Origin of the sequence: Allosphingosinicella sp. (assembly GCF_036403745.1) — a bacterium.
Taxonomy (GTDB): Bacteria; Pseudomonadota; Alphaproteobacteria; order Sphingomonadales; family Sphingomonadaceae; genus Allosphingosinicella.
The window spans coordinates 130,624-155,692 of the sequence record NZ_DASWQI010000031.1; the positions used below are offsets into that span (position 1 = coordinate 130,624).

The following is a 25,069-nucleotide window of genomic DNA, read 5'->3' on the forward strand; positions in this document are numbered from 1 at the left end:
GCGCCTCGTCCGCTTGCTCATAGCCCCGCCTCCCGCTCCGGAGGCGCCGCACCGCCCCCCTGCTCCTCGCCACTCCCGATCGCCGTGCCGCTTGGGTGGGATGCCTCCTCCAGGGCCCCCATCGAAGTACCACTTCGATGGGATTGCATTGCCCGCATCCCCTTGAGCAGCGCTTCCAGCACCTCTTCATTGGAAGCCGCCGACGGCGCCCGCCCCCGCTTCAGCCCCCGTCCCGAGCCTGCCGAAGGGCCGCCGCCCGCCAACGCTGCCGCATGCGCCCTGCGCTGGCCGTTCGCCCGCAGCCACTGCATCGCCATCTCGGCCGTCAGATTGGCGGGCGCATGCCCGTCCATCTCGTCCGGCCCGGAAGGATCGAACCCGGAGGCCTCGCCGGCATCGAGCCCCGCATCCTTGGCCTCGGCGAGCCACGCCTGCACCCGCACCTCGCTCTGCTCGAGCGCCAGGTCGAACTCGCCGCGAAACACATCGTCCTCAGCCCGGTGCCGCAGGACCGTCCGGTAATGAAACCCGGCCTTGCGCGCCGACAGCGACAGATTGCCCGTCCCCGCAAACCACTCCAGAAAAACCCGCCGCGCCCCCTTGTCGAACAGCCGCCGTGTCGTCGGCGCCACCTGCACAAGCCGCCCCTTGTTCCGAATGATCCGCGGCAGGGCAGGGGCCCCCGGCTCCGACGCAGCCGACCGCCCCCCATCCCCCGCCTCCGCGGCAATCTCCTCCCGAGACAAACCTCCGCCCACGCCTTCCCCCTCAGCCATGTCCATGCTCACCTCCCACCACGAAAAAAGAAAAAGCCGCCCCGGTCAGGAGCGGCTGCCAAATCTTGATCCTCCCCGGGACGGGGAGGGGGACCATGCGAAGCATGGTGGAGGGGGCCCAGCGCCCGCCTCAGCCTCAGTTGGTAAGAAAACCACCACCCGCTTCACTAAAGCCGGTCCATGCGCTCGCCGCCGAGGCATGGCCACGTCACGCCATTGATCCGGCATCTACCTTCTCTTCGTCACATGGTCGGACGAAGGGGCTAACTCAAACTTGCGTCGGGATCAGCTACTGAGGGTGTACCGTAAGTCGTTCCCTCACCAGGGCGACGTCGCTCTGCGATTCAACCCACGGCGCCAAAGGTTCAAAAGCGGCTCACGATTAGGGACAGTATGAGAGGGCCATGATCATCCTGCTCGGCATAGCTGCAGTCATAACCGCTTCGGCGGCATTCGTACTCGCCTGTTACGTCGGCCGCGCCTGCCTCACCTGGTCGCGCAGGTGTCACCCAATGAACCCAAGCTTCAAACCGCCCCACCTGCCAGGGGCGCGCTCCAAGGATTGAACTCGTATTCGCTGAGCTGCCCTGTCAGGCTCTGAGCGCATCCAATCGGAAGCGCCAACCCTAAGACGCGATGCAGCCTCACGCCTGCGCAAAACCGCCGTCAAATAAATCTGAAACCGCCCGATTCGGCCCTCCGGCGACCCCCGCCGAACCGCATCTTCAGAGGGGGATCCCCTACACCCCCATGCGCGACTCGCACCTACCGACGCTGGCACAAACATGGCACACCAGCGTGACGCTGTCAAGAACATTTGCAGAATCTCATGGTGCTCTGCGCTGCTGCCTGGGGCAACACTGCACGGCGTTACAGTTTCCCGTTGGTAAGTAGATCTGTCTTGAACAGAGACAGCGTATGGAAGAGGAACTGAGAATGCCGCTCAATCATGGCCTCCATAGTCTCGTTGAGGCGCTGCTCATGTTCATCGGTCATCTGCTTACTGTCCGCCAACGCTCGATCATGCTGCTCTTTGCTCATTCCCCCCTGCTTATACGCGCTCCGGATCCTACTATCGCGATCTCGCTGTGCTTCGAACGCCTTCAGCCTCATGTCAAACATCGTGTTCAGAAGAGACAGTTGAGCCTCAGCGCTCTGTCTCTGTATTCGATCTTGGATGTCCTTCGTCGCAGACATATACTGCGCAAATCGCCGTTTTTTCTGAACGTCCATCCCTAACAACAAAAGGTGTTGCATGTCTTGATACTGATAATCGAATAGGGCCCTAGCTAATTTAATTACGTGCTCGCGTTGTATCCTCTGGATCGCTCTTCCCTGAATAAACCTGTTAATGGTTCCCAGCTGTTCTCGCACTCGTTCAATGTGCTGCGGCACACTTACCGCGGCGTCAAAATTACCGTCCATGGCCTGGGATCCCACCGGCCCGGCGTCTGGCCCGGGAGATCTCCTCCTTACCCAAGACCGGTCGGCAGTGTCATCGACTGGAGAATCTGAGTCGGGGCCCAGGATTTCATCCGGGTCAATCGGCTTAGGACCGTCATCGGCGTTGTCGGCACCCATCCCTGCTCTCCTCTACGTGAAAGGCCATGCGTTATTTCGGGTCTGAAAATGGTTTAGCTGTGTCTACTTTGATCGATTCCTCCCATGCCCGCATCTGCTCGCGAAAGTGCGCTCTTAGAGACATCCACCACTGCCTGAGAAGCCTAGTCCTACTCTCTGTGTCGCGAATGGCCTTCTGGAGACCGCCGCCAGCTTCGACCGCCGCGCATACGGTCAGGAGCAACGCAAACACCACTGACATGACATCAGGCAGTATCGATATGATAGCTCCGGTATACACATCCGCGCTGGCATTTCTACGAACGACGGCACGGAGATTGTCGAATGTCCTCTGGAGGACGAGCGAGCGCGCATCGGGTGCTCTGCCGTCGAATTTTTGTCCGTAGCTAGAGCTCTCCCTTTTGATCGCTTCGAATTCGTTCGCGGAGACGGTAGATTGCAGGTGGCCCCACCTCGCGAACGATTTGAAGGCGTCTACTTTCGGGGCGACCTTGGCGAGGTTTCCCTCGATGAGCGTCCAGGCTTCAAAAACGCCGACCTCCTTGCCAATCGAGTCGAAGGAGACTGGCTGGAAAGAAGAACCATACAGGTCAATGGCGTCGTTGTGCCTCTGAGCGTACGAGCGCGAGATTCGCCCGCAGTATCGTATACCGCTTTGATCCTTTCCGTTGCAGGCGGCATCCCGAAGCTCCTCCTGCCTCGATACAAACCCGGCGAAATTCTTGGATATCGAGTCATCGAGTGAGACGATCCGCTTATTCAGTGCACCTAATTGACCCGTTTCAAATGAGAACACCCGACCTTTGTCTGATGACAGCGTGATTGAGTAGAACGACAATATCATGCCGAGCGAGAATAGGACTGCCCACGAAAGTGGAAGCAGAAGCCTTGTAACGATGCCGGCAAAGCGCAGGTAGGGTATTGCGAAGTATATCCCGAATATTCCCAGTTGAACGAAAGCAGCGACAATCGCAGCTACAAGAGGTGTAGGGAATAGTCCGTTATCGGGAAGATATTGGGTGTTCACAAAACCGGCACGGATCATGATCCAACCGTAAAAATTCGCTACGGCGAGCCCGACGAGTGCCACGATACGTAGGAAAACAATCTGCCATGGAGTAGGCGGGTTCTGCGAGCTCAGCGCTGCGGCAACAGTGTCCACGTCAGGAGCGTTCATCAGCCTCCCCTCCGGCGACCACGCAAGAGCTTCGTTACGATGGTCGCATTGCTTTTGGGGTGCAATAGCAAACGTGACGGTATCCCTCGTCCGAGGCCCCCGACGCCCGTTTCCGCTGTACTGCCCGGGCTCTTGCAATTATCGGCCCGGCGTTTGAGTGGAATTCAAGTCTCTTCGAAGGTTGGGCTGTTCAATCCCAGTGCCACCAACCTGCGGATCGCCTCTGGCTTAGAAGGTTTCGGCTCCGGCTGCCGCGCAATCCACGCGTCAATCGCCGCATCCATCTCTGGATAAAGCCGCAACCCGACGTTCGGCCCGATCCCGGTCGGCGGCCGCCCAAGCTTCTTTTTCTTTTCTCCGGCTATTGCGCTGTCCCCACATTTCAGGTATCTGAAAGGCGAGCCGAGGCAAGGTTGCAGCCTTGTCCCGGCTCTGACCCGTCACGCCTGCTAGAGGAGGCGAAACATGGCTGCCGCACAGCATAAGCTGTCGCGCCGCGCGCTGCTAGGCGCCGCGTGCGCGGCCCCGATCATCGCATGCGCCCCAGCGTCTGAGGCTACTGCTCCATCACGGGCCGACGACCAGTTATGGCACCGCGCCTTAACGCGCTACCGCCGCGCTGAAGCCCAGCTTGAGGAAGTCGCCCACACGGAAGATGACGACGTCTACGACCGTCGCCTCGGCCGCCTGAACAGCGCCCTTCGGCGACTCCTTCGCACGCCGGCCCCGCACCCGGCGGCTCTCGCGGCCAAGCTCGACCTCCTCGTCGAGCACGAAGCTTGGGAACTCACCGGCAGCGACCTCTGCATCGCCGCCCTCCGCCGCGATGCGCATCGCTTCGCCGCACGATTGTAGATCGGGAGAGACTGCTAGCTGGTAGGGTATTTCACCGGGGCGTAGGTTGGTGCCGGCAGCGTCCCGGCCGATGAGCGGCCGCTTACAAAACGCTCAATCGAGGCTTTGTCATGGTGAAAAAATTCAGCGAGGTCGAACTCTGCTTCACTTAGCTGTGCTTGGAAATGTGGCTGGGTATGAAGCAGGCGCGTACACTCCTGAAGGAGGAGGTCAGCCCGTTCGCCGCAAATGCCCCACATCGCAGTGATGCAATGGTCAACCAGCACCTCAAGCTGCTTTGCCAGATCTTCCTGATAGACGGAGTGGGAGAAGGGGAGGGCAAGGGTCGCTACCGTTCCGTCTATCCGGAGGACCACAGTTTCTTGCGCCCAGTGGCGTCCTCCAGGACCGTCTCCGGGTCCGAAGTGCGCGATGGCGTCGTCGCGGAGTTGCACCACATTGTCGTGAACAGCCCGTAATTCCGGAGGTAGGTTTCGCTGCAGCGGGACAAAGGTTCGATGGTTTGCCTTCGACTTGGCCGCACGAGCGTAGAGGATGACTGCCTGACTCAGTAAAGCACTCAAGGTTACGTATCGGTCCTCGTCTCCTGCGGCGTCCGCATTCGCGAGAGAATGGTGCCGCGCCAGCGCGACGAGCATGCGCTTGGCCTCTGCAAGGTCGCCAAGGATGGACATCGCATCGCCATACCGGCGCACGCGCTCAACGAAGACGCGATACACCGCTGATCCTTTGAGCTCTCGCGCAAGGCGTCGCAGGTCTCGAAACAAAGGTTGGGGTGGCATTTCCCGCCTCGGCATAAGCGCAAGGGCCCCTCGTTAGCCGGATCGAAGTACCACTTCGATTCGAATCCGTAAGCCCCCATTCACCTCCGCCCCCTACATTGCCAACGCCGCGCGAAATCCTATTTAGGAGGCAGCGCACGCACTGAGTGGCCGCCGACGGGCGCTCCCCCTTCTCCGGGTCCCCGTCGAGCGACCACTTTCATGGGATAGATCATGGCCAACGACCCCAACCAGAAGCCCGACAAGGACCCCAATGGCGGGTCGTCCAACCCGTGGATGAAGTCGCTGTTCATCTGGGCGGGGATATTGCTCGCGCTCATCCTGTTCGTGCAGATCGTCGACGGCGGCGGGCGGGCGGCTTCGGGGGCGGGGATTCCCTATTCGGAGTTTCTGAACAAGGTCGACGACGGGTCGGTGCGCGAGGTCGCGATCGGCAAGGAGACGATCACCGGCAAGCTCGCCTCGGGCGAGAGCTTCCGCACCAACGCCATTCCGGACGCGGAGCTGACCAAGCGGCTGCGGGACAAGAACGTCCAGTTCGCCGGGCAGCCCGAGCAGCAGACGTCGATCTGGGTCTATCTGCTGATGCAGTCGCTGCCGTTCCTGCTGATATTGGGCATCGCCTTCTTCATCATGCGGCAGATGCAGAAGAATGCGGGCTCGGGCGCGATGGGGTTCGGGCGGTCCAAGGCCAAGCTTCTGACCGAGAAATCGGGGCGGGTGACGTTCGACGACGTCGCCGGCATCGACGAGGCGCGCGAGGAACTGCAGGAGATCGTCGACTTTTTGAAGGACCCCACGAAGTTCGCGCGGCTCGGCGGGAAGATCCCGAAGGGGGCGCTGCTCGTCGGCCCTCCGGGCACCGGCAAGACGCTGCTGGCGCGGGCCATCGCCGGCGAGGCGAACGTGCCCTTCTTCACCATCTCGGGCTCGGACTTCGTCGAGATGTTCGTCGGCGTCGGCGCCAGCCGCGTCCGCGACATGTTCGAGCAAGCCAAGAAAAATGCCCCCTGCATCGTCTTCATCGACGAGATCGACGCGGTTGGGCGGCATCGCGGGGCGGGGCTCGGTAACGGCAATGACGAGCGCGAGCAGACGCTGAATCAGTTGCTGGTGGAGATGGATGGTTTCGAGGCTAATGAAGGTATCATCATCATCGCCGCGACCAACCGGCCCGACGTGCTCGACCCGGCGCTGCTCCGGCCGGGCCGTTTCGACCGCCAGGTGGTGGTGCCCCGGCCCGACATTGACGGGCGCGAGAAGATCCTCGCCGTGCACATGAAGAAGGTGCCGCTGGCGCCGGACGTCGACGCGCGCACCATCGCTCGCGGCACGCCGGGCTTCTCCGGCGCCGACCTTGCCAACCTCGTCAACGAGGCGGCGTTGCTGGCCGCCCGCAAGGGCAAGCGCCTCGTCGCCATGCGCGAGCTCGAGGAGGCCAAGGACAAGGTGATGATGGGCGCCGAGCGCAAGTCCATGGTCATGACCGAGGACGAGAAGAAGGCGACCGCGTACCACGAGGCCGGCCACGCCCTGGTCTCGCTCCACGTCCCGGGCTGCGACCCGCTGCACAAGGTCACCATCATCCCGCGCGGCCGCGCGCTCGGCGTCACCTGGAACCTGCCGGAGCGCGACCGCTATTCGATGACGATGAAGCAGATGAAGGCGCGGCTCGCCCTCTGCTTCGGCGGCCGCATCGCCGAGCAGCTCATCTACGGGCAGGACGAACTCAACACCGGCGCCTCCAACGACATCCAGCAGGCCACCGAAATGGCCCGCTCGATGGTCATGGAATATGGCATGTCGGACAAATTGGGCTGGCTGCGCTACCGCGACAACCAGGAGGAGGTGTTCCTCGGCCACAGTGTCGCGCGCAGCCAGAGCGTCTCGGAGCAGACCGCTCAGCTGATCGACCAGGAGGTTCGCCACCTGATCGAGGAAGCGGAAGGCATCGCCCGCGGCGTCCTCACCGAGCATATCGACGAGCTTCACCGGCTCGCCGGCGCGCTGCTCGAATATGAGACGCTGAACGGCGAGGAGTCGAAAAAGGCGATCCGCGGCGAGGACATCGGCCGCGAGGACCCGAACAACCGGCGCCCGCTCATCCCGGCGTCCGGCACCTCGATCCCCTCCACCCGCCGGCCCCGCGGCGGCGGCTTCGGCGATCCCGCGCCGCAAGGCGCCTAAAGCCGTTCAAGCGCGGTTCAGCGCAAAACCCTTCCACTCGCGCGCACCGGGCGTGAGGGGAGGGTTTCGGCGATGAAGAAGAGACACGTGATCGCGGGCGCCGTGCTTGCGCTCCTGCCGCTGGCGTCGGCCCACGCCATGGATGTCGCAACCTTCCTGGCCAAGGCGGATGCCCTGCAGAAGAAAGGGATGATGGCGCTCTTTTCCGGCGACCTGAAGGTGCTCAAGGCCGAAATTCAGGAGAGCGGCACCCGGCTAGAGGCCGAAATCAAGGCCGCGAGGGCCGCCGGCAGGCGAACTGCCTTCTGCGCGCCGGGCGACAGAGCGGCGATCAACAGCAATGAGCTTCTCGCCTCGTTCCGCACCATCCCCCCTGCGCAGCGCAGCCACGTGCAGGTGAAGGATGCCCTGCGCACCTTCCTCGCGCATAAATATCCCTGCCGTTAACGCGGTTGCCCTGACGAGAAGATGCGCCCGACTTGATTCCGCCATAACGATGGCGTCCCCGCCAAGCCGGCAGCCTAATGCATCACGCCGAGCGTGAGGAGCAGGATCAGGAACAGGGTCAGCGCCACCGTCGCGAAGCAGAGCAAGGCGAGGGTGCGCCACAGCGCGCTCAGCCGGCCGAGTGCGTAGGCGCCGCGCAGCTGACGGTAGATATGGACTGGCGGGATCAGCATCATCGCGATTGCGAGCACCGCCGCCGGCATGCCGACGCTGGCCAGCAGCACCGCCGCGATGACGGTAAGGCTCATGAAGGCGATCGAGTAGGTGACGAAGACGAGGTGGTCGTAGCCCTTATACTGGCGGTAGCGCCGCCGGTGGAGGAAGAGCAGCCACAGGAAGGGCAGCGAGATGGGAATCACCGCCCAGCTGAACTTGTAGGCGTTGGACTGGAGCTTGAAGAACAGCAAAGCCGGATTCTCATTCGCCCTGGCGAGGGCATGGTCGAGCCCCGGCAGACCGGTGTTGAAATTGCTGGTCACGAGCGGCTTGTGCGTTCGCGCCGCCGTTTCGATGGCGACGGCAAGCGCCTTCCGCTCCTGCTGTGCCTCCGCCAAATTCTCGTCGACAGTCTCGCTGCTCGCGTGGCGGGCGGCAAGCTCGGCGCGCCGCGCCTGCAGCCGCGCGATCCTGCTGTCGTACGAGCGCAGCTGCTCCTCCGCGCTCCGCTTCGCTCCCGGCGTCAGCCGCATGCCGCCGACTTCGGGGCCCAGCGCGCTGAACACCGCGAACATCAGGAACACCGAGAACAGGAACAGCGCCAGCGGCGACACGAACTTCGCCCGCTCGCCGCGGACGTAGCGCCGCGTCAGCTCGCCCGGCCGCCACGCCAGCAGCGGCAGCGTCCGCCAGATCTTGCCGTCAAGATGGAGGACGCCATGGGCCAGATCGTGCCACCAGGCGGCGATGGTGCGATGCACATGCGCCGCCTGACCGCATTGATGGCAGTGCGGCCCAACGAGCGGCGTCGTGCAATTGAGGCAGGCGCCGCCACCCTCGCCGACGCCTTCGCCGGAACCCGGCTCGAAAGCCCGCGCAGCGAGCCCGCCGCTCACCGCTTCCCCAATTGCCTCGGCCCCGTTCATCTGCGCCCCGCGTTGAACCTTTTGCTGGAATGTCCTAGGTTTGCCGCATGACCAAAGGCAAGGCCGCGTCCGCCGATCGGCAGCCGGTGACCGTCTCGCTGGAAGGCGGGACACTGGCCGATCTCGACCGCCTCGCCAAGCGTCTGAAGACCACGCGCGATCATCCGGTTGCCACCGCCGTGCTGCGGTTCGTCGACGAGGAGTCGGCGTGCCTTCCGCCCGAGCCGGGCGATCCGTTGGTGAACCTTCCGCCTTATCGGGACCCCACGCCCGAGGGGCTGGCGCTCGACCGGGCCGGGGAAGAAGCGGCACGCGCTTTCGCTGCCTTCATCAAGGTAGGTGAAGATTGCATCGAACGCGGCGAGGTCGTCAGCCAGGAGGAAATGGAGAAATGGTTCGCCCGCCGCGTCGACACGCGCGGGCGTTCCGCGGCGGCCGAGTGATCATCGTCGAATGGGCGCGGGCCGCACAGGCCGACCTGGCGAGAATAGACGAGCATCTGGCGGAGATCGATCCCGGCTTTGCGGATCGTGTCGGCGCCGCTGCGATCGGGGCGGCGCGCTTCCTGGCGCAATGGCCGAACTCCGGTGCCGCGGTCGGCTTCGGCACGCGCAACAAGACGATCGTAGCGACGCCGTACATCCTCCTGTACCGCCTTGCCGTGGACCGGATCCAGATCCTGCGTGTCCGGCACGTGCGCGAGAACTGGTTCCCAAGTTGATCCGCACCGGACTCCTCGGCGGCTCGTTCAACCCGGCGCATCGCGGGCATCGGGCGATCAGCGCGCGTGCCATCGAGGCGCTCGGGCTGGACGAGATGTGGTGGCTGGTGTCGCCGGGCAATCCGCTCAAGCCCGACGAGGGCATGGCACCGCTCGCCGCCCGCTTCGCCTCCGCCCGCCGCGCCGCGCGGGGCCTGCGCATTCGCGTGAGCGCCATCGAGCGGGAGCTCGGCTCGCCCTACACGGCCGACACGATCGCGGCGCTCGTCCGCCGCTTCCCGAACCGCCGCTTCGTCTGGATCATGGGCGAGGACAATCTGGCGCAATTCCATCGCTGGCGGCACTGGCGGCGGATCGCGGCTACGGTTCCGATTGCGGTCGTTACGAGGCCGGGATATGATGGCACGGCCCGGGCGGCTCGCGCCATGGGCTGGTTGCGGCGCTTCGTCCGGCCCGCAGCCGGGGCAATGGACTGGGATGATTGGAGACCGCCGGCACTCGTGTTCCTGAGGCTGCCGCCCGATCCGACCTCCGCCACCGGCCTTCGCGCCGCCTTGCCCCGCTGGCACGAAACCCCACATTATTCGTTCAACCCGAAGGCACTTCGCGACGGCGTGACGCGAAGACCGATAGGATAAGGAGGCACATTGCCCACACCCGACACCGCTCCGGCGCAGACCGGAGCATCCGCCGAAGCCGCAGTCCTGCACGGCCATGACGCTTTGCACGAACTGGTGCTTCGCTCGCTCGACGACGATCAGGCGCAGGACGTTGTCTCGATCCCGCTCACGGGCAAATCCAACATCGCCGACTACATGGTGATCGCCTCCGGGCGCTCGACCCGCCAGGTCGCGTCGATGGCGCAGAAGCTCCAGGACCGCATCAAGCAGGAACTCGGCCGCCATGTGCGGATCGAGGGGCTGCCGGTCGCCGACTGGGTGCTGATCGATGCCGACGACGTCATCGTCCACATCTTCCGGCCCGAGGTCAGGAGCTTCTACAATCTCGAGCGGATGTGGGGCTTCGAGGAGCAGGCGGCGCCTGCCTCCGCGGCCGTCTAGGGCGTCCGCCGGTGACCGGCGCCGTCGACACCCGGCCCGAGATGACGCGCGACCGGTTCGAGGCCGCTGCCGAATTTGCCCACGAGCGGTGGTGGCTCACCGGGGAGGATGTCTTTCTCCACGTGCCTGCCGTGATGCAGGTCGAGGGATGGAACCTCTACGGCCACCCCGGAAACGCGCTTCTGACCGAGCCGCAACGGGTGCTGATGATGTGGTCCGACCTTGTCGGGCAGACGTCCAACGGTGGGTTCGTCCAGTTCGTCGACAATCTCGCCGCGTCGCTCGCGCTCGCGCACAGGCTGATCGCCAGGCTCGAGTGGCCGGAACTGTTTGAGCATTTCGACCGCGCCTTCCGGGAGCAGGCAGGCGGCCCGGACGATCCGCAGCCCGATCGCTGGCCGACCTTTGATCCCTTCGCGATCGACCGCGAGGCCGTCGTCGAGCATCTCGCCGCCCGGCACAGCCGCTGGCGGCCGTGGGCGCGCGGGCGCGAGAGGGCGCGGTTCGAGGCGTTATCGGACGACGTACTCAGGACGCTGCGCGATGCGGCCGTGGGACGAGGCGAACTCGCGCCCGAGCCCGAACCCGACATCGCCTTCGATGAGCGCCCGACCCAAGAGGCCGAGGCCTTCGACGACTGGCTCTACCGCGACGACACCAGGCTTGCCTCGAGGCAATATGTGGGCGGGTACATCCGGCGTCACCGCGACGAACTCTGCCGCCTGGTCGACTGACCGGCGATGCTCCTCCACATCGTCGCACGTGGGAAGATCGGCCGCAGCCCCGAGGCCGAACTGGTCGACCGCTATCTGAAGCGCATCGCCTGGCCGGTGAAGACCAGTGAGCTTCCCGAGAGCGGCGGCCGGGTTCCGCCCGCGGCGGAGAACAGCGTCACCATCCTCCTCGACGAAAAAGGCGAGCAGCTGCCGAGCCTGGAGCTGGCGCGGCGGCTCGAGCGCTGGCGCGACGACGGCCGGCGCGAGGCCCGCTTCCTGATCGGCGGCGCCGACGGCTTCGGCGAGGCGGAGAGGGCAGGGGCCGACCTCCTTCTCGCCTTCGGCAAGGCGACCTGGCCCCACCTCCTCGCCCGCGCCATGCTCGCCGAGCAACTGTTCCGCGCCACATCGATCCTTGCGAACCATCCTTATCATCGCGAAGGGTAGGGGGATGCGGCGCCGGCTCCTCCTCCTTCCCGTTCTCGCGATGGCCGCGGCCGGCGCGTGGGCGGCGGCGGGCGGAGAGGAGGCGGGGGCGCCGCAGGATCTCGTCACCGCCAAGCGCCAGGCCGAGGAGGCGCGGATTCGCTCCGAACGGCTGGAAGCGGCGGCGCGAAGTGCGGGTGGCGCCGCCGAGAAGGCGCGTGCCGAGGCTGACGCCGTCGCCGCGCGCATCGAAGCCGCCGAGGCCGACATCACCGCCGGGCAGGCGCGCCTCCGTCTGATCGAAGATCTGCGGCGCGCGCAGCGGGCGCGGCTCGCCGAGCAGCAGGGGCCGCTCATCCGCCTCACCGGCGCGCTCCAGACGCTGGCGCGCCGCCCGCCGGCTTTGGCCCTTGTCCAGCCCGGCTCGCTCGGCGAGCTCGTCCACGTCCGCGCGCTGCTGGCGACCAGCGTCCCCGTCATCCGCGCCCGCACCGCCGGGGTGCGGGCCGAAGTGGCGCGGGGGGACGAATTGCGGCGCGAGGCGGCGCTCGCGGTCGGTGCGCTCCGCCGCAGCGAGGAGGATCTGCGCGGGCGTCGCATGGCTCTGGCCGCACTCGAGGCACAGCAGCGCGCGCGCTCGGAGGGGCTGGCGCAATCGGCCATCTCCGAATCCGACAAGGCACTGGCCTTCGGCGAGCAAGCCCGCGCCCTCGCCGAGCTTCAGGGCACCCGCGCCTTCCAGGCCCAGCTCCGTGCCCGCCTGGAGCAGCTTGCCGAACCGCCGGCGCGGCCGGTCAACGCGGGCGCGGCGGCCGGCGCGGCGGCCTACCGCCTGCCGGTGCAGGGGCGGTTGCTCAGCGGCACCGGCGAATTGTCCGACGCCGGCGTCCACGCCCGCGGATTGACCCTCGAGGCGAGCCCCGAATCGGAGGTGATCGCCCCCGCCGCCGGGCGCGTGGTTTTCGCCGGCCCGTTCCGGCGCTACGGCCGCGTCGTCATCCTCGATCATGGCGGCGGCCTCACCACCACCATCACCGCCCTCGGCACACTCGCCGTGAAGGCCGGCGACCGGGTCGCCCGCGGCGCGAGCCTCGGCCGCACCGGCCCCACCCGCGCCACCGTCTCGGTCGAGCTTCGCCGCGACGGCCGCCCCGTCGCCATCGCGCCGCTCCTGTAACCCTTCGACTGGGGCGATGCGCTAGGGCCGTCTCCCTCAGGCGCCGTTCACCTCCGGTTTCTTTTCCCCGGCTAAGAAAAGGTCTAAGCTTCGCGCCGACCCTCCCTTCAGGATTCTGCACCCGCCATGGCCGCCCGCAATCTTCTCCGCTCCCTCCTCCTCGTCACCGCCGTCGCCATCGTTCCCGCCGCCTCGGCCGGGTTCGCCGCCGTCGACGTCAGGACCTATCGCGAGATGGACCAGTTCCTCGCCGTGTTCGAGCGCGTCCGCGCCGATTATGTCGACCAGGTCGACGACCAGAAGCTGATCCGCGGCGCCATCGACGGCATGCTCAACAGCCTCGATCCGCACAGTTCGTACATGGACGAGCGCGGCTATCGCGCGCTGATGACGACCACCGAGGGCGAATATGGCGGCCTCGGCCTCAACGTCACGATGGAAGACGGCGCGGTGAAGATCGTCGCGCCGATCGAGGACAGCCCGGGCGCCAAGGCCGGCCTCAAGTCGGGCGACTATATCACCCACCTGAACGGCAAGCTCATCTACGGCGGCACGCTGGACGAGGCGGTCGACCAGATGCGCGGCGCGCCCGGCAGCACGATCAAGATCACCATCGTCCGCCCGGGCCGGGACAAGCCGTTCGACGTGACGCTTACCCGCGCTAAGATCGACCTTCCGGCGGTCAAGTGGAAGGTGAAGGACGATGTCGGCATCATCAACGTGAACACCTTCAGCCGCACCACGACGCAGGAGGCGCTGGCGGCGATCAACAGCATCAACAAGGCGCTTGGCCACGCCCCGGCCGGCTACATCCTCGACCTGCGCTCCAACCCCGGCGGCCTGCTCGACCAGGCGGTCGGCCTCTCCGACGTGTTCCTCGAAGGCGGTGAGATCGTCAGCCAGCGCGGGCGCAGCAAGAACGACATCGAGCGCTATTACGCCAAGCCGGGCGACGCGACCCGCGGCGCGCCGATGATCGTCCTCGTCGACGCCGGCAGCGCATCGGCCGCGGAGATCGTCGCCGGTGCGCTCCAGGACCACCACCGCGCCGTCGTCATGGGCCAGCGCAGCTTCGGCAAGGGCTCGGTCCAGACCCTGCTGCCGCTCAGCAAGGACACTGCGCTGCGCCTCACCACCGCGCGCTACTACACGCCGTCTGGCCGCTCGGTGCAGGAGGGCGGCATCGCTCCCGACATCGAGGTGCCGCAGCTCACCGATCCCGATTACAAGGACCGGCCGCGGCTGCGCGAGGCGGATTTGCGCCGCCACCTCATCAACGAGGCGAGCGTGAAGAACGACGTGATCGAGGACGACGCCAAGCCCGATCCGCGCTTCGCCGGCACCGCCGACGAGCTGAAGAAGAAGGGCATCGACGACTATCAGCTCCATTATGCCGTCCAGACCCTGGCGCGCCTGCAGACCCGCAGCGCTGCGGCGGCGCCGGGCGGCGGCGGTAAGTCGGCCTCGCGGCGCTGAGCATGGGGGCGGGGGCATTGCGATGACCGATCTCGACCGCGCCAAGGCGCTGGCGCTCGCCGTCCCGGCGGCGCTGCTCGCCGGCGCCTACGGGTCGCAATATTTCGGCCATCTGTTCCCGTGCGAGATGTGCTGGTGGCAGCGTTATGCGCATTTCGCCGCGCTCGTCGCCGCCATCCTCGCCTACGCGCTGAGGAGCTTTCCGGACCGCGGGCGCAGCTTCGTCTGGCTGGCGGCGCTCGCCATCCTCGTCTCGGGCGGCATCGGCTTCTACCATGCCGGGGTGGAGATGAAGGTGTTCACCGGCTTCACCGCCTGCTCCGCGGATGCGCACGGCACGGCGGACGAGATCTTCCGCCAGGTCATGGACGCGCCGATCGTCCGCTGCAACGACGTGCAATGGTCGCTGTTCGGGATATCGATGGCCGGCTGGAACTTCCTCGTCTCGACGGCGTCGGCTCTCCTGATCCTATGGCTGAGCCTCAAGAAACCGCGGACGCGCGCGGCATGACCGGAACGGAGATTGCGGCGAAGGGCCCACGCTGGCGGCCCGGCGACGAGCGGCCGGACATCGCCTCGATGATCCGGGTCGATCAGGCCGGCGAATATGGCGCTACTCGCATCTATTGCGGCCAACTCGCCGTGCTCGGCTCGCACAAGCCTGCCTCCGGCCTCATCGCCCGCATGCAGGCGCAGGAGGCGCAGCATCTCCGCACCTTCGACGAGATGATGGTGGAGCGCGGCGTCCGGCCGACCCTGCTCCAGCCCGTCTGGCGGGTCGCCGGTCACGCGCTCGGCGCCGCCACCGCCTTGATGAGCCCCGGCGCGGCCATGGCCTGCACCGCCGCCGTCGAGACCGAGATCGACCGCCATTACGGCGCCCAGGTCACCGGGCTCGGCGCCGAGGAGCCGGACCTGTCCGCCACCATCTCCCGCTTCCAGTCGGAGGAGCTCGAGCATCGCGACACCGCGATCGCCTCGGGCGCCGAGGATACTTTGGGCTATCCCTTGCTGTCGGCTGCGATCCGCGCCGGCTGCCGCCTCGCCATCGCGCTCTCGAAAAGGATCTGACGCGCATGAAGACCGTTCTCGCCGCCGTGCTGCTCGCCGCCGGCGCCTTTCTCGCCGCACCCGCCGCGGCGGCCCCCAAGTCCGGCGAGGAGAAGATCAACCAGCTCGTCGTCTACGGCAGCGATCCATGCCCCAAGGGCAGCGACGACGAGATCGTCGTCTGCGCGAGGAAGCCCGAGCGCGAGCGCTACCGCATCCCCGAGCGGCTGCGCGACGACCCCAACGACCGCAACAACCAGAGCTGGGCCAACCAGGCCACCGCGCTCGAATATGCCGGCCGCTCCGGCATCGGCAGTTGCAGCGCGACCGGCCCCGGCGGCTGGACCGGCTGCTTCAACCAGATGGTCCGCCAGGCCCGCGACGAGCGCGCCCACGCCGACGACGTCAACTGGAACCGGCTGATCGAGCAGGCCCGGCAGGAGCGGCTCGGCAAGATCGACGCCGCCGCCAGGGCGGAGGAGGAGGGCGGTCCGCCGCCCAAATAAGGGAACAAAGCCCGCGGCCGCACCTTCTTTCGTGAAAGCAAAGGAGGCGGACATGAAAGCCGCGCTGAACCTCTCGATCCTTGCCGGTGCCGCCGCTGCGGCCGCCGCGCTTACTCCCGCATCGGCGCCCGCCCAGGGCGGCACCGGCCGCATCGCCCGCGTCGTCATCTACGGCAACGACCGCTGCCCGACCGCCAGCACCGGCGAGGAGATCGTCATCTGCGCCCGCCGGCCGGAGACCGAGCGCTATCGCATCCCCCGCGAACTCCGCGACCAGACGCCGAGCGACAATCCCGAAAACGTTAGCTGGGCCGAGCGCGCCCAAAGCCTCGAATATGTCGGCCGCACCGGCATCCAGAGCTGCTCGACGGTCGGGCCCGGCGGCTTCACCGGCTGCTGGTCCGAACTCGTCCGCACCGCCCGCGGCGAACGCGCCCGCAACAATTCGGAGCCGGGGCGGTAGGAAGCGCGCTCAGCGGCGTCGGCGGGCGTGGGGCAGGCGGGCCAGGATCGGCTCTATGACCGCCGCCATCGCGTCGTAGCCGGCTTCGGTCGGGTGAACGCCGTCATACGCGAGGCCCGGCTTCATCGCGCCGCGGCCGTCGTCGAGCACGGCGCCGTAATCGACCCAGGTCGCGCCCGTCTCGTGGGCGAAGCCGCGCAGCCAGGCGTTGAGCGTTGCGATCGGACGCCGCGTCTCCACAGCGGGGCGCCACGGGAAGCTCCCCGCCGGCGGGATGGACGCGAGCTGAACCTGGATCCGGTACTGCCGCGCGATGGCGGTCATCGCCCGGAAATTGTCCTCGCTCATCTCCGCCGTCATCGGCCCCGTATTGCCGGCGACGTCGTTTGTCCCCGCCATGATGTGGACCGCGTGGGGCTTCAGCGCGATGACGTCGGCCATCATCCGCAGCAGCATCTGCGGCGTCGTCTGGCCGCTGATCCCGCGGCACACCCGGCCGGACCTGAAGAAGCCCGGCCGCTTCGCCTTCCACCTCTCGGTGATCGAATCGCCCATGAAGACGATGTCGACCGGCGCCCGGCTCGCCAGAAGCCGCGCATTTTCCTCCCGGTATCGCCCGAGGCCCGCCGGATCGGTGAGGAGCCCGCGCTTGTTCAAATCCTCCCACACATCGGCCCTGGCGGCACCCGCGGCGAGCGGCGCGGCCAGCGCCCCGGCGAGCAGCGCGCGGCGGTCGAGCGTCACCGCGCTTTCTCCGCGGCGATCCAGCCGTCGACCTGCGCCTCGAGCACGTCGAGCGGCACCGAGCCCTGCGCGAGCACCGCATCGTGGAAGCGCCGGATGTCGAACTTCGTCCCCAGCGCGCGTTCCGCGCGCGTGCGCAGCTCGCGGATCTTCAGCTCGCCGATCTTGTAGCCCAAGGCCTGCCCGGGCCAGCTGATGTAGCGGTTCACCTCCGCGTCGATATTGGCGTCGGTGAGCGCGGTATTCTCGCGCATGAACTGCACCGCCTGCGCCTTGGTCCAGCCTTTCGAATGGATGCCGGTGTCGACCACCAGCCGCGCCGCCCGCCACGCCTGGTAGGAGAGCTGGCCCATCTTCTTCGCCGGCGTGTCGTAGAGGCCCATCTCCTCGCCGAGGCTCTCGGCATAGAGGCCCCAGCCTTCGGTAAAGGCTGTGAAAGAGGTGAAATTGCGGCGGAAGGGGGCGAGGTCGAGCTCCTGCTGCAGCGCGATCTGGTTGTGGTGGCCGGGCACGCTCTCGTGGAGGCTCAGCGCCGGTATCTCCCACAGCGGCCGCTGGTTGAGCTTCGAGGTGTTGACATAATAGGTGCCGGCAATGCCGCTCGCCGGCGAGCCCTGGCTGTAATAAGCGGTCGTCGTCCCCTCGGCGGTCTCGGCGGGGATCGCCCGGATGCCGTAGGAGAGGCGGGGGAGGCGGCCGAAAAAGTGCGGCATCTTCCCGTCGACCGTCTTGTTGACGAAGGCCGTCTCCTTGAGCAGCGCCTCGGGCGTAGTGACGAAATATTTCGGGTTGCTGTGGAGGTCGCGGATGAACGCCTCGCGGCTCCCAAAGCCCGCCGCCTTGGCGACCTGGTCCATCTCGCCCCGGATGCGCGCCGCCTCCCGAAGGCCGATTGCGTGGATCTCGTCGGGCGTCAGGTTGGTCGTCGTCTCCGCCCGCACCCGATATGCGTAATAGTCCCGCCCGCCCGGCTGCGCCGAGACGCTGTCGACCTTCGTGCATTTCGGCGCATATTGCGTGCGGTAGAAGGCAAGGTGCTTGGCATAAGCCGGGTTCAGCACGTCCGTGACGATCCGCCGCGCCCGCGCCTGCATCGCCGCCCACTCCGCCTCGCTCATGTCGGCGGGGCGGGGGCGGGTGAAGGGCTCGTAGAAGCGTGACTGCGCCGGGTCCTGCGCGATGACGCCGGAAATGCTCTTCTCGGTGTTGCCGAGCACGGAGCAGGGGAGGACATAGCCCTCCCGCACCGCCCGCCCCGTGATGTCGAGCGCGGTGTCGTTCATCTTCGGATAGGCTTCGAGCCGGGCGAGGTAGCTCTCATAATCGCCGCGCCCGCGGAACGGCAGGTTCTCGGCCAGCCCGGCGAAATTCTGGTGCCACCCGGCATAGGTGGTGAACAGCATCATCCGCTGCCCGAAGCGGTTACCCTCGATCCCCTCGGCTAGCATGCGCCGCAGGATTGCGCGGTTGACCCGGTCCTCGGCGCTGAGGCCGGCCTCGGGAATCGCGTCGAGCCGAGCGAGGAGCGCCCCCGCCTCGCGGGCGCGGCGGTCGGAGGCGGCGAGGCTCAGATCCTCGATCTGCGTGTCGTAATCGTGGACGCCGAGCGACGTGGCGTAGGTCGGGCTCTCGCGGAGCAGCCAGGCATAATGGTCGGCCATCAGCCGGTGGAAATCGTCCACTGGCGCGGCGGCGGCCGGCGCGGCGGCGGCGGCGAGGAGGAGGGCGGCGACGGCGGCAAGAGCAGGGCGCATTCGTATCTCCGAAATCGTTCAGCGCGGCCCCGCCTTCATGCTGCGCAACAGGGGCCGGCGCAACTGCGGCCGCCCTTCCCGGACCCGGCCTCCGGACGCGACGCGGCCAAGCCCTTGTTGCGCGGACGTTTCTTCCGCAACCTTAATGCAGGTTAGCGGTTCTGGCACACGCAAGGAGTGCCATGGCTGTCTATGTCTTCAACGCCCGCGGCGGCGGGATCGACGTGTCCGACCGCATTGTGACCGCGGGCGCAGCCGCATGCTGAGCTACCCCGTGCGCATGGTGCCGACCCGCGAGGGCAAGGTCCGCATCGTTTTCCCGGACCTGCCGCAGGCGGTCTGCGAGGGCGACGACGAGGAGGATGCGCTGTTCCGCGCCACCTTCGTCATGGAGATGGCGCTCGCGCATCTCGCCGACCACGGCGAGCGCCCGCCCAAGCCCTCCGACATTTGCGGCGCGCCCACGGTCTGTACCGAGAAATTCTCCGCCGCGGCTTAGGATTTGCGCGGCGGCGCCAGTTCGAACCGCCACCTATCTCCGCCGCTGCATTTGACCGCCGCGAGCGTCATGACCTCACCCTTCGTCAAAGCCGTGAGGAGCGCCGTGAGCTGCTCCCCACGTGGCGCCGCAGTCGGCACAAGCGAACGTAGGCAGCGCAGGGTGAGGCGACGCTGCAACTCAGGGGGCAGCCCGGTCGGGTCGAAGCAAAGCGTGCCATCCAGCCGCGCCCGCTCGGTGAACAGCGCAGACGCCGTCGCCTCGAGCGCGTCCTCGGCCTCGGCGAGAGCGGCGGCGCTGCGGGCGAGGGCTGGAATGTCGAGCCACGGGGCGCCGGCAATGTGCGCCCGCATGCGTACGCGGTCGAAATCGCAGTCGGAATTGCTCGGATCGTCCACCGCCTCCAGCCCCGCCGCCGCGACGATGGCGGCCAGCTGGGCTCTCCGCCATCCGAGCAGCGGCCGCAGGACAGTGAGCCGCCCTCCGCTTCCCGGCAGGCCCCCTCGCGCTCGCACGCCGGCCAGTCCGCCCACGCCTGAGCCGCGCTGCAGGCGCATCAGCAGCGTCTCGGCCTGATCGTCGGCATGGTGGGCGGTGAGGAGCGCCGTCGCGCCCTGCCGGTCCATCCATGGCGCAAGCGCCGCATAGCGCGCCTGCCGCGCCGCGGCCTGCAGCCCGTCGCCGTCCCTCGTCACGGCGACGGTCAGGGTTGCGTGGGGGACGCCCAGCGCACGGCAGACTCCCGCCACGAACGCAGCCTCGGCGGGGCTTTCCGCGCGCAGCTGATGATCGACCGTCGCCGCGAGCACGCGCATCGGCCCCGCCGCCGCGAGCAGCAGCAACGCGAGGCTGTCAGGTCCGCCGGACACCGCCACCGCCAGTGGCCCCTCGACCGCGCCCAGCGCGGCGAGATCGCGCGTGAAGCGCTCCAGCAGCGCTGGATCGGGACGGAGGCGGGTCATGGCTTCCAGCCTAGAGGAGAAGCGACGGTCACGAAACCGGCTCGCCTTATCGGCGGCAGTGGAACGGCTTACCGCTACGGGTGGGAAACGGTGGCAACGTCGGGCGTCTCCGCCCTTTTGCACTTCGGAACAAGGGAGCGGCCGCCTGAGAGGGAAAGGCGGGGCCGATATGCAATGCCGGAAGATGTCGAATTCCTGCGAACGCAGGCCGAGAAATGCCGCTGGCTCGCCGCCCGCGTCGCCGCCAAGGATGTCGAGCGGACCCTGCTCCAGATGGCGCAGGAATATGACATACGCGCCGACCGCATCGCTGCGGAGAAGGACGGGGGTTAGTTCCCGCTCAGCACTTCGCCTCGGAGCGCGCGGCGGGGAGGCGCTGTTTCAGCCAGTCGCGCATGCCGGCGCCGTAGACGTCCTTCAGCTCGTCATAGGCCTTGCAAGCGTCGCCGGGCTTCTTGAGCGCGACCAGCGCCTGGCCGAGGAAGAACAGGCTGTCCGCGGCGCGCTCGCCTTTGGGGTTCGCCTCGTAATTGGCGAGCAAGGCCTTGGCGGCGGCGGACGGGTTGCCGTCGTCGAGATAGGCGCGGCCGACGAGATTGCCCGCCCAGCTGGCGAAGCGGTCCTGCGGGTAGGCGCGGGTCACCGCCTGGAGCTTGCCGATCGCCTCGGGATATTTCTTCTGCTCCCAGAGGTGGAAGCCCTCATTGTAGGCGGCTTCCGCACTGCCCGCGCCGGCGGGTGTAGCGTCCTGCGCCGACACCCATTCCGGGTCCCCCAGCGAGGCGGCACTCTTCTTCACCGGCGAGGCCGCGGCGCGCCTGGTGGGCTTGGCGGCGGGCGGAGGCTCCACCGCCGCCGGGGCGGGCGTCGCGGCGGCCTGCTGCTGGCTCGTCTGGGCCTGCTCGAGGGCGGCGAGGCGGGAGGCCGTCGATTCCCGCATCTGCTTCAGCGCGTCTTCGGCGAGGGCGAGCCGGTGGCCGTTTTCCTCGGACTGGCCGGTGAGCTGGCGCAATTGCGTCTCCAGCGCGTCGATGCGGGCGGTGATGTCGGCCATCGGCGCGGTGGCAGGGACTCCCGTCGGCGCCACGACCGGTGCTCCTGGCGTCACCTCGGGCGTCATCTCCTGCGGCGCACCGCCGGGGAAGACCTTGCGCTGGACGGCATGAAGCTGCTGCTCGATCCGGTCGAGCCGCTTCTCCGGCGTTTCCTGGCGCTGGGCCGCCACCGGCACGGCGATGCTCGCAGCCATCAGGGCCGCCACAAGCTGAATACGCATAACTCTCCCCGCTAAACTCCCGGGCGGAGACTAGATCGGCAAGGCGCTGAACTGAAGAGGCTTTTCGCCTCAGCGGCCCCCGGCGGGCGCGGCTGCGGGTCCGTTCGGCGCAGGCGCGGCGCCTCCCTGGCCGCGCGAGGCGATGTCGGCAGCGCGCAGGCTAACCGACAAAGTCTTGTTCGGGGGCCCGAGCGGCCCCGCCGGCTTGCCGCCGATCGCGACGGTGACGGCGTCGGCGCGCCCGGTGCGGACGGTCGGCGCCTGCGCGGCCGGAGGCACCGCATAGGTCTGGCCGGCCTTGAGCGTGCCCTGGAACAGCGCCTTAGGGTTGTTGCCGTCGGTCACCCGCATCCACACGTCCTGGGTCGCGGCGAGCACCACCGGGCCTGTGGGCGCGGCGGCGGGCTGAGCAGGCTGCCCGGCCGGCGCGGCCTTGGGCTGCGGCGCCGGGTTCTGGGGCGCGTCGGCTGGCGTCGTGCGGTCGGCGATCTGCCCTTCGTCGGGCGCGTTGCCGACCGCCTCGTGCCGCCAGAACAGATAGCCGGCGATCAGCAGCACCGCGAGGATGGCGGCGACGATGGCGATCGAGCGGGGCGGCACCCGTGCCGGGTCGGCGGGCTCGTAATAAGCGGCCGGTCCCGCTGCGGTGCTGCGCGCGCCGCTCAGCTGCTCGCGAAGCTCGGCGCCGACGGCGGGGCCGTCGAGGCCGACGGCGGTCGCATAGGAGCGGGCAAAGCCGACGCTGTAGGTGATGGCGGGGAGGGCGTCCCACTCGCCCCGCTCGATATGCTCGAGGTGGCGGATCGGGATGCGGGTCTGGCGGGCGACGTCGTCGAGGCTCAGCCCCTTTTCCTCGCGGGCGACGCGCAGCCGCTCGCCCACCGGGTTCCCGTACGCCTGCTCGGAAAGCAAATCCGCCATCAAATTGTCCCGGCCTCTTTGAACATGTCGCCCAAGGTCATGTCGCGTGTCCGGTGCGCCCCTGTCAACCGAACGCGCCACGCTGGCGCCTCAGCCTATCGCAACCCCGTTCTCCTCGGCCCAGCGGGTCAGCGCCGGGCGGATGCTGGCGCAGGGCTCGTCGAGCATAGCTTCCACCGCCGGGATTACCGCCGAGCGGTCGAGCGAGCGGATCATCGCCTTAATCGAGCCGACCGCCACCGGCGTAATCGAGAAGCGGTCGAGGCCGATGCCGATCAGCGCCATCGCCTCCAAAGTCCGGCCGCCCATCTCGCCGCAAATGCCGACCCGCACGCCCGCCTCCTGGCTCTGGCGGACGACGCGGCGCAGGAAGCGGAGGATCGCCGGCGACAGCCAGTCGTAGCGCTCGGCGAGCTTGGGATTGGCGCGGTCGGCGGCGAACAGGAACTGGGTCAGATCGTTGGTGCCGATGGACAGGAAGTCGATCTTCGGCAGCAGCATGTCGAGCACTTCGGCCAGCGCCGGCACCTCCAGCATCGCGCCGTAGCGGACCTTGGTCGGCAGCGGCTTCTTGCGCTCGAGGAGGAACATGCGGACCTTCTCGACGATGTCGCGGGCGGCGTCGAACTCCCACGGCTCCGACACCATCGGGAACATGATCTCGAGCTCGCGCCCGGCGGCGGCTTCGAGGAGGGCGCGGGCCTGGACCTTCATCAGCGCGTCGCGGTCCAGCGCGATGCGCAGCGCCCGCCAGCCCATCGCCGGGTTTTCCTCCAGCTCTCCGTCGCTCGTGTCCATGTAGGACAGGGCCTTGTCGCCGCCGACGTCGACGGTGCGGAAGGTGACCGGCTTGTCGCCCGCCGCGTCGAGGACAGCCTTGTACAGCCGCTGCTGGCTCTCGCGGCGGGGGAGGGCGGCGGAGACGAGGAACTGGAATTCGGTCCTGAACAGCCCGATCCCGTCGGCACCGGTCATCTCCAGCGCGGCGACGTCGTCGCGGAGCCCGGCATTCATCATCACCGCGATGCGGGTGCCGTCCTTCGTCACCGGCGGCAGGTCGCGCAGCTCCGCCAGCTGGGCGCGGCGCTTGCGGGTGATGACGAGCTTGGCCTCGAACGCATCCTCGATCGCCTGGGTCGGCCGCACGAAGGCGACCGCGTCGCTGCCGTCGAGCAGCACTTCGTCGCCCTCGCCGATCACCTGGCGGACGTCGCGCACCCGGCCCAGCATCGGCACGCCCATCGCCCGCGCGACGATGGTGACATGGGCGGTGAGTGACCCTTCCTCGAGGATTACGCCCTTCAGGCGCCGCCGGTCATATTCGAGCAGTTCGGCCGGTCCGAGGTTCCGAGCGATGAGGATCGCATCCTCCTGCAGCCCCATCTGCGCCGCGGTGCCGAGGCGGCCCGAGACGATCCGCAGCAGCCGGTTCGACAGGTCGTCGAGGTCGTGCATGCGGTCGCGCAGCAGCGAATCGTCGATCTCACGCATCCGCGCCTGCATGCGCTGACGCACCCGCTCGATCGCGGCTTCCGCAGTGAGGCCGGAATCGATCGCCTCGTTGATCCGCCGCGACCAGCCCTCGTCATAGGCGAACATCTTGTACGTCTCGAGCACCTCGTGATGCTCGCCGGCCGTCCCGAACTCGGCCATGTTGGTCATGCTGTCGATCTGCTCGCGCATCTTCCGGAAGGCGGAATAGACGCGCGCGCGCTCGGCTTCGGTGTCGTCGGCGACAGTATGCTCGATGAGGATGCGCGGCTGGTGGTAGACCGCGATGCCGCAGGCCATGCCGGTGACCAGCCGCAGGCCCTGCAGCCGCGCCGAGCCCTGCTCGCGCGCCTCGGCCGTGGCGCTGCTCGCCTTGTCGGCAAGGCCGGCATTGGCGATCAGCTCCGAGAGCACCATCGCCACCGTCTGCAGCGCCTCGATCTCCAGCGTGTCGTAGGCCCGCGGATCGGCATGCTGGACGCAGAGCACGCCGATCGCCCGCTCGCGCCGCACGATCGGCACGCCGGCGAAGCTGTGGAACAGCTCCTCGCCGGTCTCGGGGCGGTAGGCGAATTCGGGATGACTGGTCGCCTCGGCAAGGTTGAGCACCGCCGCCTCCTTGGCGATCGTGCCGACGAGGCCCTCGCCGAGCGCCAGCTTGGTGACGTGCACCGCGCTCTGGTTGAGGCCGAGGGTCGCGTAAAGCTCGAGCAGCCCGTCGCGCAGCAAATAGATCGAGCAGACTTCGCTCGCCATCGCCTCGGCGATGATCTTCACGACCTTGTTGAGCTTGGCTTGGGCGCCGAGCCGCGACGCCATCACCTCGTGGAGGCCCGTCAGGATTTCGCGGGCGGACGAGGCGGAAGGGGTCGGCATCCC

At 67.5% G+C, this 25,069-nt stretch carries 28 protein-coding genes; 16 read left to right on the forward strand and 12 right to left on the reverse strand.

Going from position 1 to position 25,069, the window contains the following annotated elements; translation table 11 throughout:
- Nucleotides 1-17: 17 nt before the first annotated feature.
- The 5 genes from VGC56_RS04450 to VGC56_RS04470 form a co-directional block, all read right to left on the reverse strand.
- Nucleotides 18-632 (reverse strand): hypothetical protein, encoded by a 615-nt coding sequence (locus VGC56_RS04450; protein ID WP_464123503.1) that lies wholly within the window; start codon nt 630-632, stop codon nt 18-20.
- Nucleotides 633-1,646: 1,014 nt separating this feature from the next.
- Nucleotides 1,647-2,357 (reverse strand): hypothetical protein, encoded by a 711-nt coding sequence (locus VGC56_RS04455; RefSeq protein ID WP_464123504.1) that lies wholly within the window; start codon nt 2,355-2,357, stop codon nt 1,647-1,649.
- A gap of 31 nt (nt 2,358-2,388) precedes the next feature.
- Nucleotides 2,389-3,534 (reverse strand): hypothetical protein, encoded by a 1,146-nt coding sequence (locus VGC56_RS04460; protein ID WP_464123505.1) that lies wholly within the window; start codon nt 3,532-3,534, stop codon nt 2,389-2,391.
- A gap of 600 nt (nt 3,535-4,134) precedes the next feature.
- The gene (locus tag VGC56_RS04465) at nt 4,135-4,368 is read right to left on the reverse strand and encodes a hypothetical protein (protein ID WP_464123506.1); all 234 of its coding nucleotides are present in this window, start codon (nt 4,366-4,368) and stop codon (nt 4,135-4,137) included.
- A gap of 35 nt (nt 4,369-4,403) precedes the next feature.
- The gene (locus VGC56_RS04470) at nt 4,404-5,108 is read right to left on the reverse strand and encodes a hypothetical protein (RefSeq protein ID WP_464123507.1); all 705 of its coding nucleotides are present in this window, start codon (nt 5,106-5,108) and stop codon (nt 4,404-4,406) included.
- A 276-nt stretch (nt 5,109-5,384) separates the two neighbouring features.
- Between VGC56_RS04470 and ftsH the strand changes: the two genes are divergently transcribed.
- Both ftsH and VGC56_RS04480 read left to right on the forward strand, forming a co-directional pair.
- The gene (gene ftsH, locus VGC56_RS04475) at nt 5,385-7,358 is read left to right on the forward strand and encodes an ATP-dependent zinc metalloprotease FtsH (protein WP_464123508.1); all 1,974 of its coding nucleotides are present in this window, start codon (nt 5,385-5,387) and stop codon (nt 7,356-7,358) included.
- A gap of 87 nt (nt 7,359-7,445) precedes the next feature.
- Nucleotides 7,446-7,805: a hypothetical protein gene (locus VGC56_RS04480; RefSeq protein ID WP_464123509.1), complete on the forward strand. Its 360-nt coding sequence runs from the start codon at nt 7,446-7,448 to the stop codon at nt 7,803-7,805.
- Nucleotides 7,806-7,879: 74 nt separating this feature from the next.
- Here VGC56_RS04480 and VGC56_RS04485 read toward each other — a convergent pair whose 3' ends face one another.
- Complete coding sequence (locus VGC56_RS04485) at nt 7,880-8,917, reverse strand: DUF3667 domain-containing protein (protein WP_464123510.1); 1,038 nt, start codon at nt 8,915-8,917, stop codon at nt 7,880-7,882.
- A gap of 77 nt (nt 8,918-8,994) precedes the next feature.
- Here VGC56_RS04485 and VGC56_RS04490 point away from each other — a divergent pair, with 77 nt between their 5' ends.
- From VGC56_RS04490 to VGC56_RS04545, 12 genes are all read left to right on the forward strand, one after another.
- Nucleotides 8,995-9,390 (forward strand): hypothetical protein, encoded by a 396-nt coding sequence (locus VGC56_RS04490; RefSeq protein ID WP_464123511.1) that lies wholly within the window; start codon nt 8,995-8,997, stop codon nt 9,388-9,390.
- A complete protein-coding gene (locus VGC56_RS04495; RefSeq protein WP_464123512.1) occupies nt 9,387-9,668 on the forward strand; it encodes a type II toxin-antitoxin system RelE/ParE family toxin in 282 nt (93 codons plus the stop codon). The genes VGC56_RS04490 and VGC56_RS04495 overlap by 4 nt, the downstream gene beginning before the upstream one ends.
- Nucleotides 9,665-10,306: a nicotinate-nucleotide adenylyltransferase gene (locus tag VGC56_RS04500; RefSeq protein WP_464123513.1), complete on the forward strand. Its 642-nt coding sequence runs from the start codon at nt 9,665-9,667 to the stop codon at nt 10,304-10,306. The genes VGC56_RS04495 and VGC56_RS04500 overlap by 4 nt, the downstream gene beginning before the upstream one ends.
- Before the next feature lie 66 nt (nt 10,307-10,372).
- The gene (rsfS, locus tag VGC56_RS04505) at nt 10,373-10,729 is read left to right on the forward strand and encodes a ribosome silencing factor (protein ID WP_464123552.1); all 357 of its coding nucleotides are present in this window, start codon (nt 10,373-10,375) and stop codon (nt 10,727-10,729) included.
- An 11-nt stretch (nt 10,730-10,740) separates the two neighbouring features.
- Entirely contained in the window at nt 10,741-11,463 is a 723-nt protein-coding gene (locus VGC56_RS04510) for a DMP19 family protein (protein ID WP_464123514.1), read from the forward strand.
- 6 nt (nt 11,464-11,469) lie between these two features.
- Nucleotides 11,470-11,892 (forward strand): 23S rRNA (pseudouridine(1915)-N(3))-methyltransferase RlmH, encoded by a 423-nt coding sequence (locus tag VGC56_RS04515; protein ID WP_464123515.1) that lies wholly within the window; start codon nt 11,470-11,472, stop codon nt 11,890-11,892.
- Between the two features lie 4 nt (nt 11,893-11,896).
- Nucleotides 11,897-13,048: a murein hydrolase activator EnvC family protein gene (locus tag VGC56_RS04520; RefSeq protein ID WP_464123516.1), complete on the forward strand. Its 1,152-nt coding sequence runs from the start codon at nt 11,897-11,899 to the stop codon at nt 13,046-13,048.
- Between the two features lie 126 nt (nt 13,049-13,174).
- On the forward strand, nt 13,175-14,524 hold the full coding sequence (locus VGC56_RS04525; RefSeq protein WP_464123517.1) for a S41 family peptidase: 1,350 nt from the start codon (nt 13,175-13,177) through the stop codon (nt 14,522-14,524).
- 22 nt (nt 14,525-14,546) lie between these two features.
- Nucleotides 14,547-15,035: a disulfide bond formation protein B gene (locus tag VGC56_RS04530; RefSeq protein WP_464123518.1), complete on the forward strand. Its 489-nt coding sequence runs from the start codon at nt 14,547-14,549 to the stop codon at nt 15,033-15,035.
- The gene (locus tag VGC56_RS04535) at nt 15,032-15,595 is read left to right on the forward strand and encodes a demethoxyubiquinone hydroxylase family protein (RefSeq protein ID WP_464123553.1); all 564 of its coding nucleotides are present in this window, start codon (nt 15,032-15,034) and stop codon (nt 15,593-15,595) included. The genes VGC56_RS04530 and VGC56_RS04535 overlap by 4 nt, the downstream gene beginning before the upstream one ends.
- A gap of 5 nt (nt 15,596-15,600) precedes the next feature.
- Nucleotides 15,601-16,080 carry a hypothetical protein gene (locus tag VGC56_RS04540; RefSeq protein ID WP_464123519.1) on the forward strand — a complete coding sequence of 160 codons (480 nt, stop codon included), beginning with the start codon at nt 15,601-15,603 and terminating at the stop codon, nt 16,078-16,080.
- A gap of 52 nt (nt 16,081-16,132) precedes the next feature.
- Nucleotides 16,133-16,543, forward strand: a complete 411-nt coding sequence (locus VGC56_RS04545) for a hypothetical protein (protein ID WP_464123520.1) — start codon at nt 16,133-16,135, stop codon at nt 16,541-16,543.
- A gap of 9 nt (nt 16,544-16,552) precedes the next feature.
- On the opposite strand, the gene VGC56_RS04550 is transcribed toward VGC56_RS04545, so the two are convergent.
- Nucleotides 16,553-17,287, reverse strand: coding sequence for a GDSL-type esterase/lipase family protein (locus VGC56_RS04550; protein WP_464123521.1), 735 nt, complete (start codon nt 17,285-17,287; stop codon nt 16,553-16,555).
- Entirely contained in the window at nt 17,284-19,041 is a 1,758-nt protein-coding gene (locus tag VGC56_RS04555) for a DUF885 domain-containing protein (protein ID WP_464123522.1), read from the reverse strand. Before VGC56_RS04555 ends, VGC56_RS04550 begins: the two co-directional genes overlap by 4 nt.
- Before the next feature lie 259 nt (nt 19,042-19,300).
- Between VGC56_RS04555 and VGC56_RS04560 the strand changes: the two genes are divergently transcribed.
- Nucleotides 19,301-19,540 (forward strand): type II toxin-antitoxin system HicB family antitoxin, encoded by a 240-nt coding sequence (locus VGC56_RS04560; protein ID WP_464123523.1) that lies wholly within the window; start codon nt 19,301-19,303, stop codon nt 19,538-19,540.
- Here VGC56_RS04560 and tilS read toward each other — a convergent pair.
- The gene (tilS, locus tag VGC56_RS04565) at nt 19,537-20,502 is read right to left on the reverse strand and encodes a tRNA lysidine(34) synthetase TilS (RefSeq protein ID WP_464123524.1); all 966 of its coding nucleotides are present in this window, start codon (nt 20,500-20,502) and stop codon (nt 19,537-19,539) included. The two genes, VGC56_RS04560 and tilS, sit on opposite strands and share 4 nt — an antisense overlap.
- Nucleotides 20,503-20,676: 174 nt before the next feature.
- On the opposite strand from tilS, the gene VGC56_RS04570 reads away from it, so the two are divergent.
- Complete coding sequence (locus VGC56_RS04570; RefSeq protein ID WP_464123525.1) at nt 20,677-20,835, forward strand: hypothetical protein; 159 nt, start codon at nt 20,677-20,679, stop codon at nt 20,833-20,835.
- A 7-nt stretch (nt 20,836-20,842) separates the two neighbouring features.
- On the opposite strand, the gene VGC56_RS04575 is transcribed toward VGC56_RS04570, so the two are convergent.
- The 3 genes from VGC56_RS04575 to ptsP form a co-directional block, all read right to left on the reverse strand.
- Nucleotides 20,843-21,778: a tetratricopeptide repeat protein gene (locus VGC56_RS04575; RefSeq protein ID WP_464123526.1), complete on the reverse strand. Its 936-nt coding sequence runs from the start codon at nt 21,776-21,778 to the stop codon at nt 20,843-20,845.
- Between the two features lie 69 nt (nt 21,779-21,847).
- Nucleotides 21,848-22,699, reverse strand: a complete 852-nt coding sequence (locus VGC56_RS04580; protein ID WP_464123527.1) for a helix-turn-helix domain-containing protein — start codon at nt 22,697-22,699, stop codon at nt 21,848-21,850.
- A gap of 90 nt (nt 22,700-22,789) precedes the next feature.
- Nucleotides 22,790-25,066 (reverse strand): phosphoenolpyruvate--protein phosphotransferase, encoded by a 2,277-nt coding sequence (gene ptsP / locus VGC56_RS04585; protein WP_464123528.1) that lies wholly within the window; start codon nt 25,064-25,066, stop codon nt 22,790-22,792.
- Between the last annotated feature and the right edge of the window lie 3 nt (nt 25,067-25,069).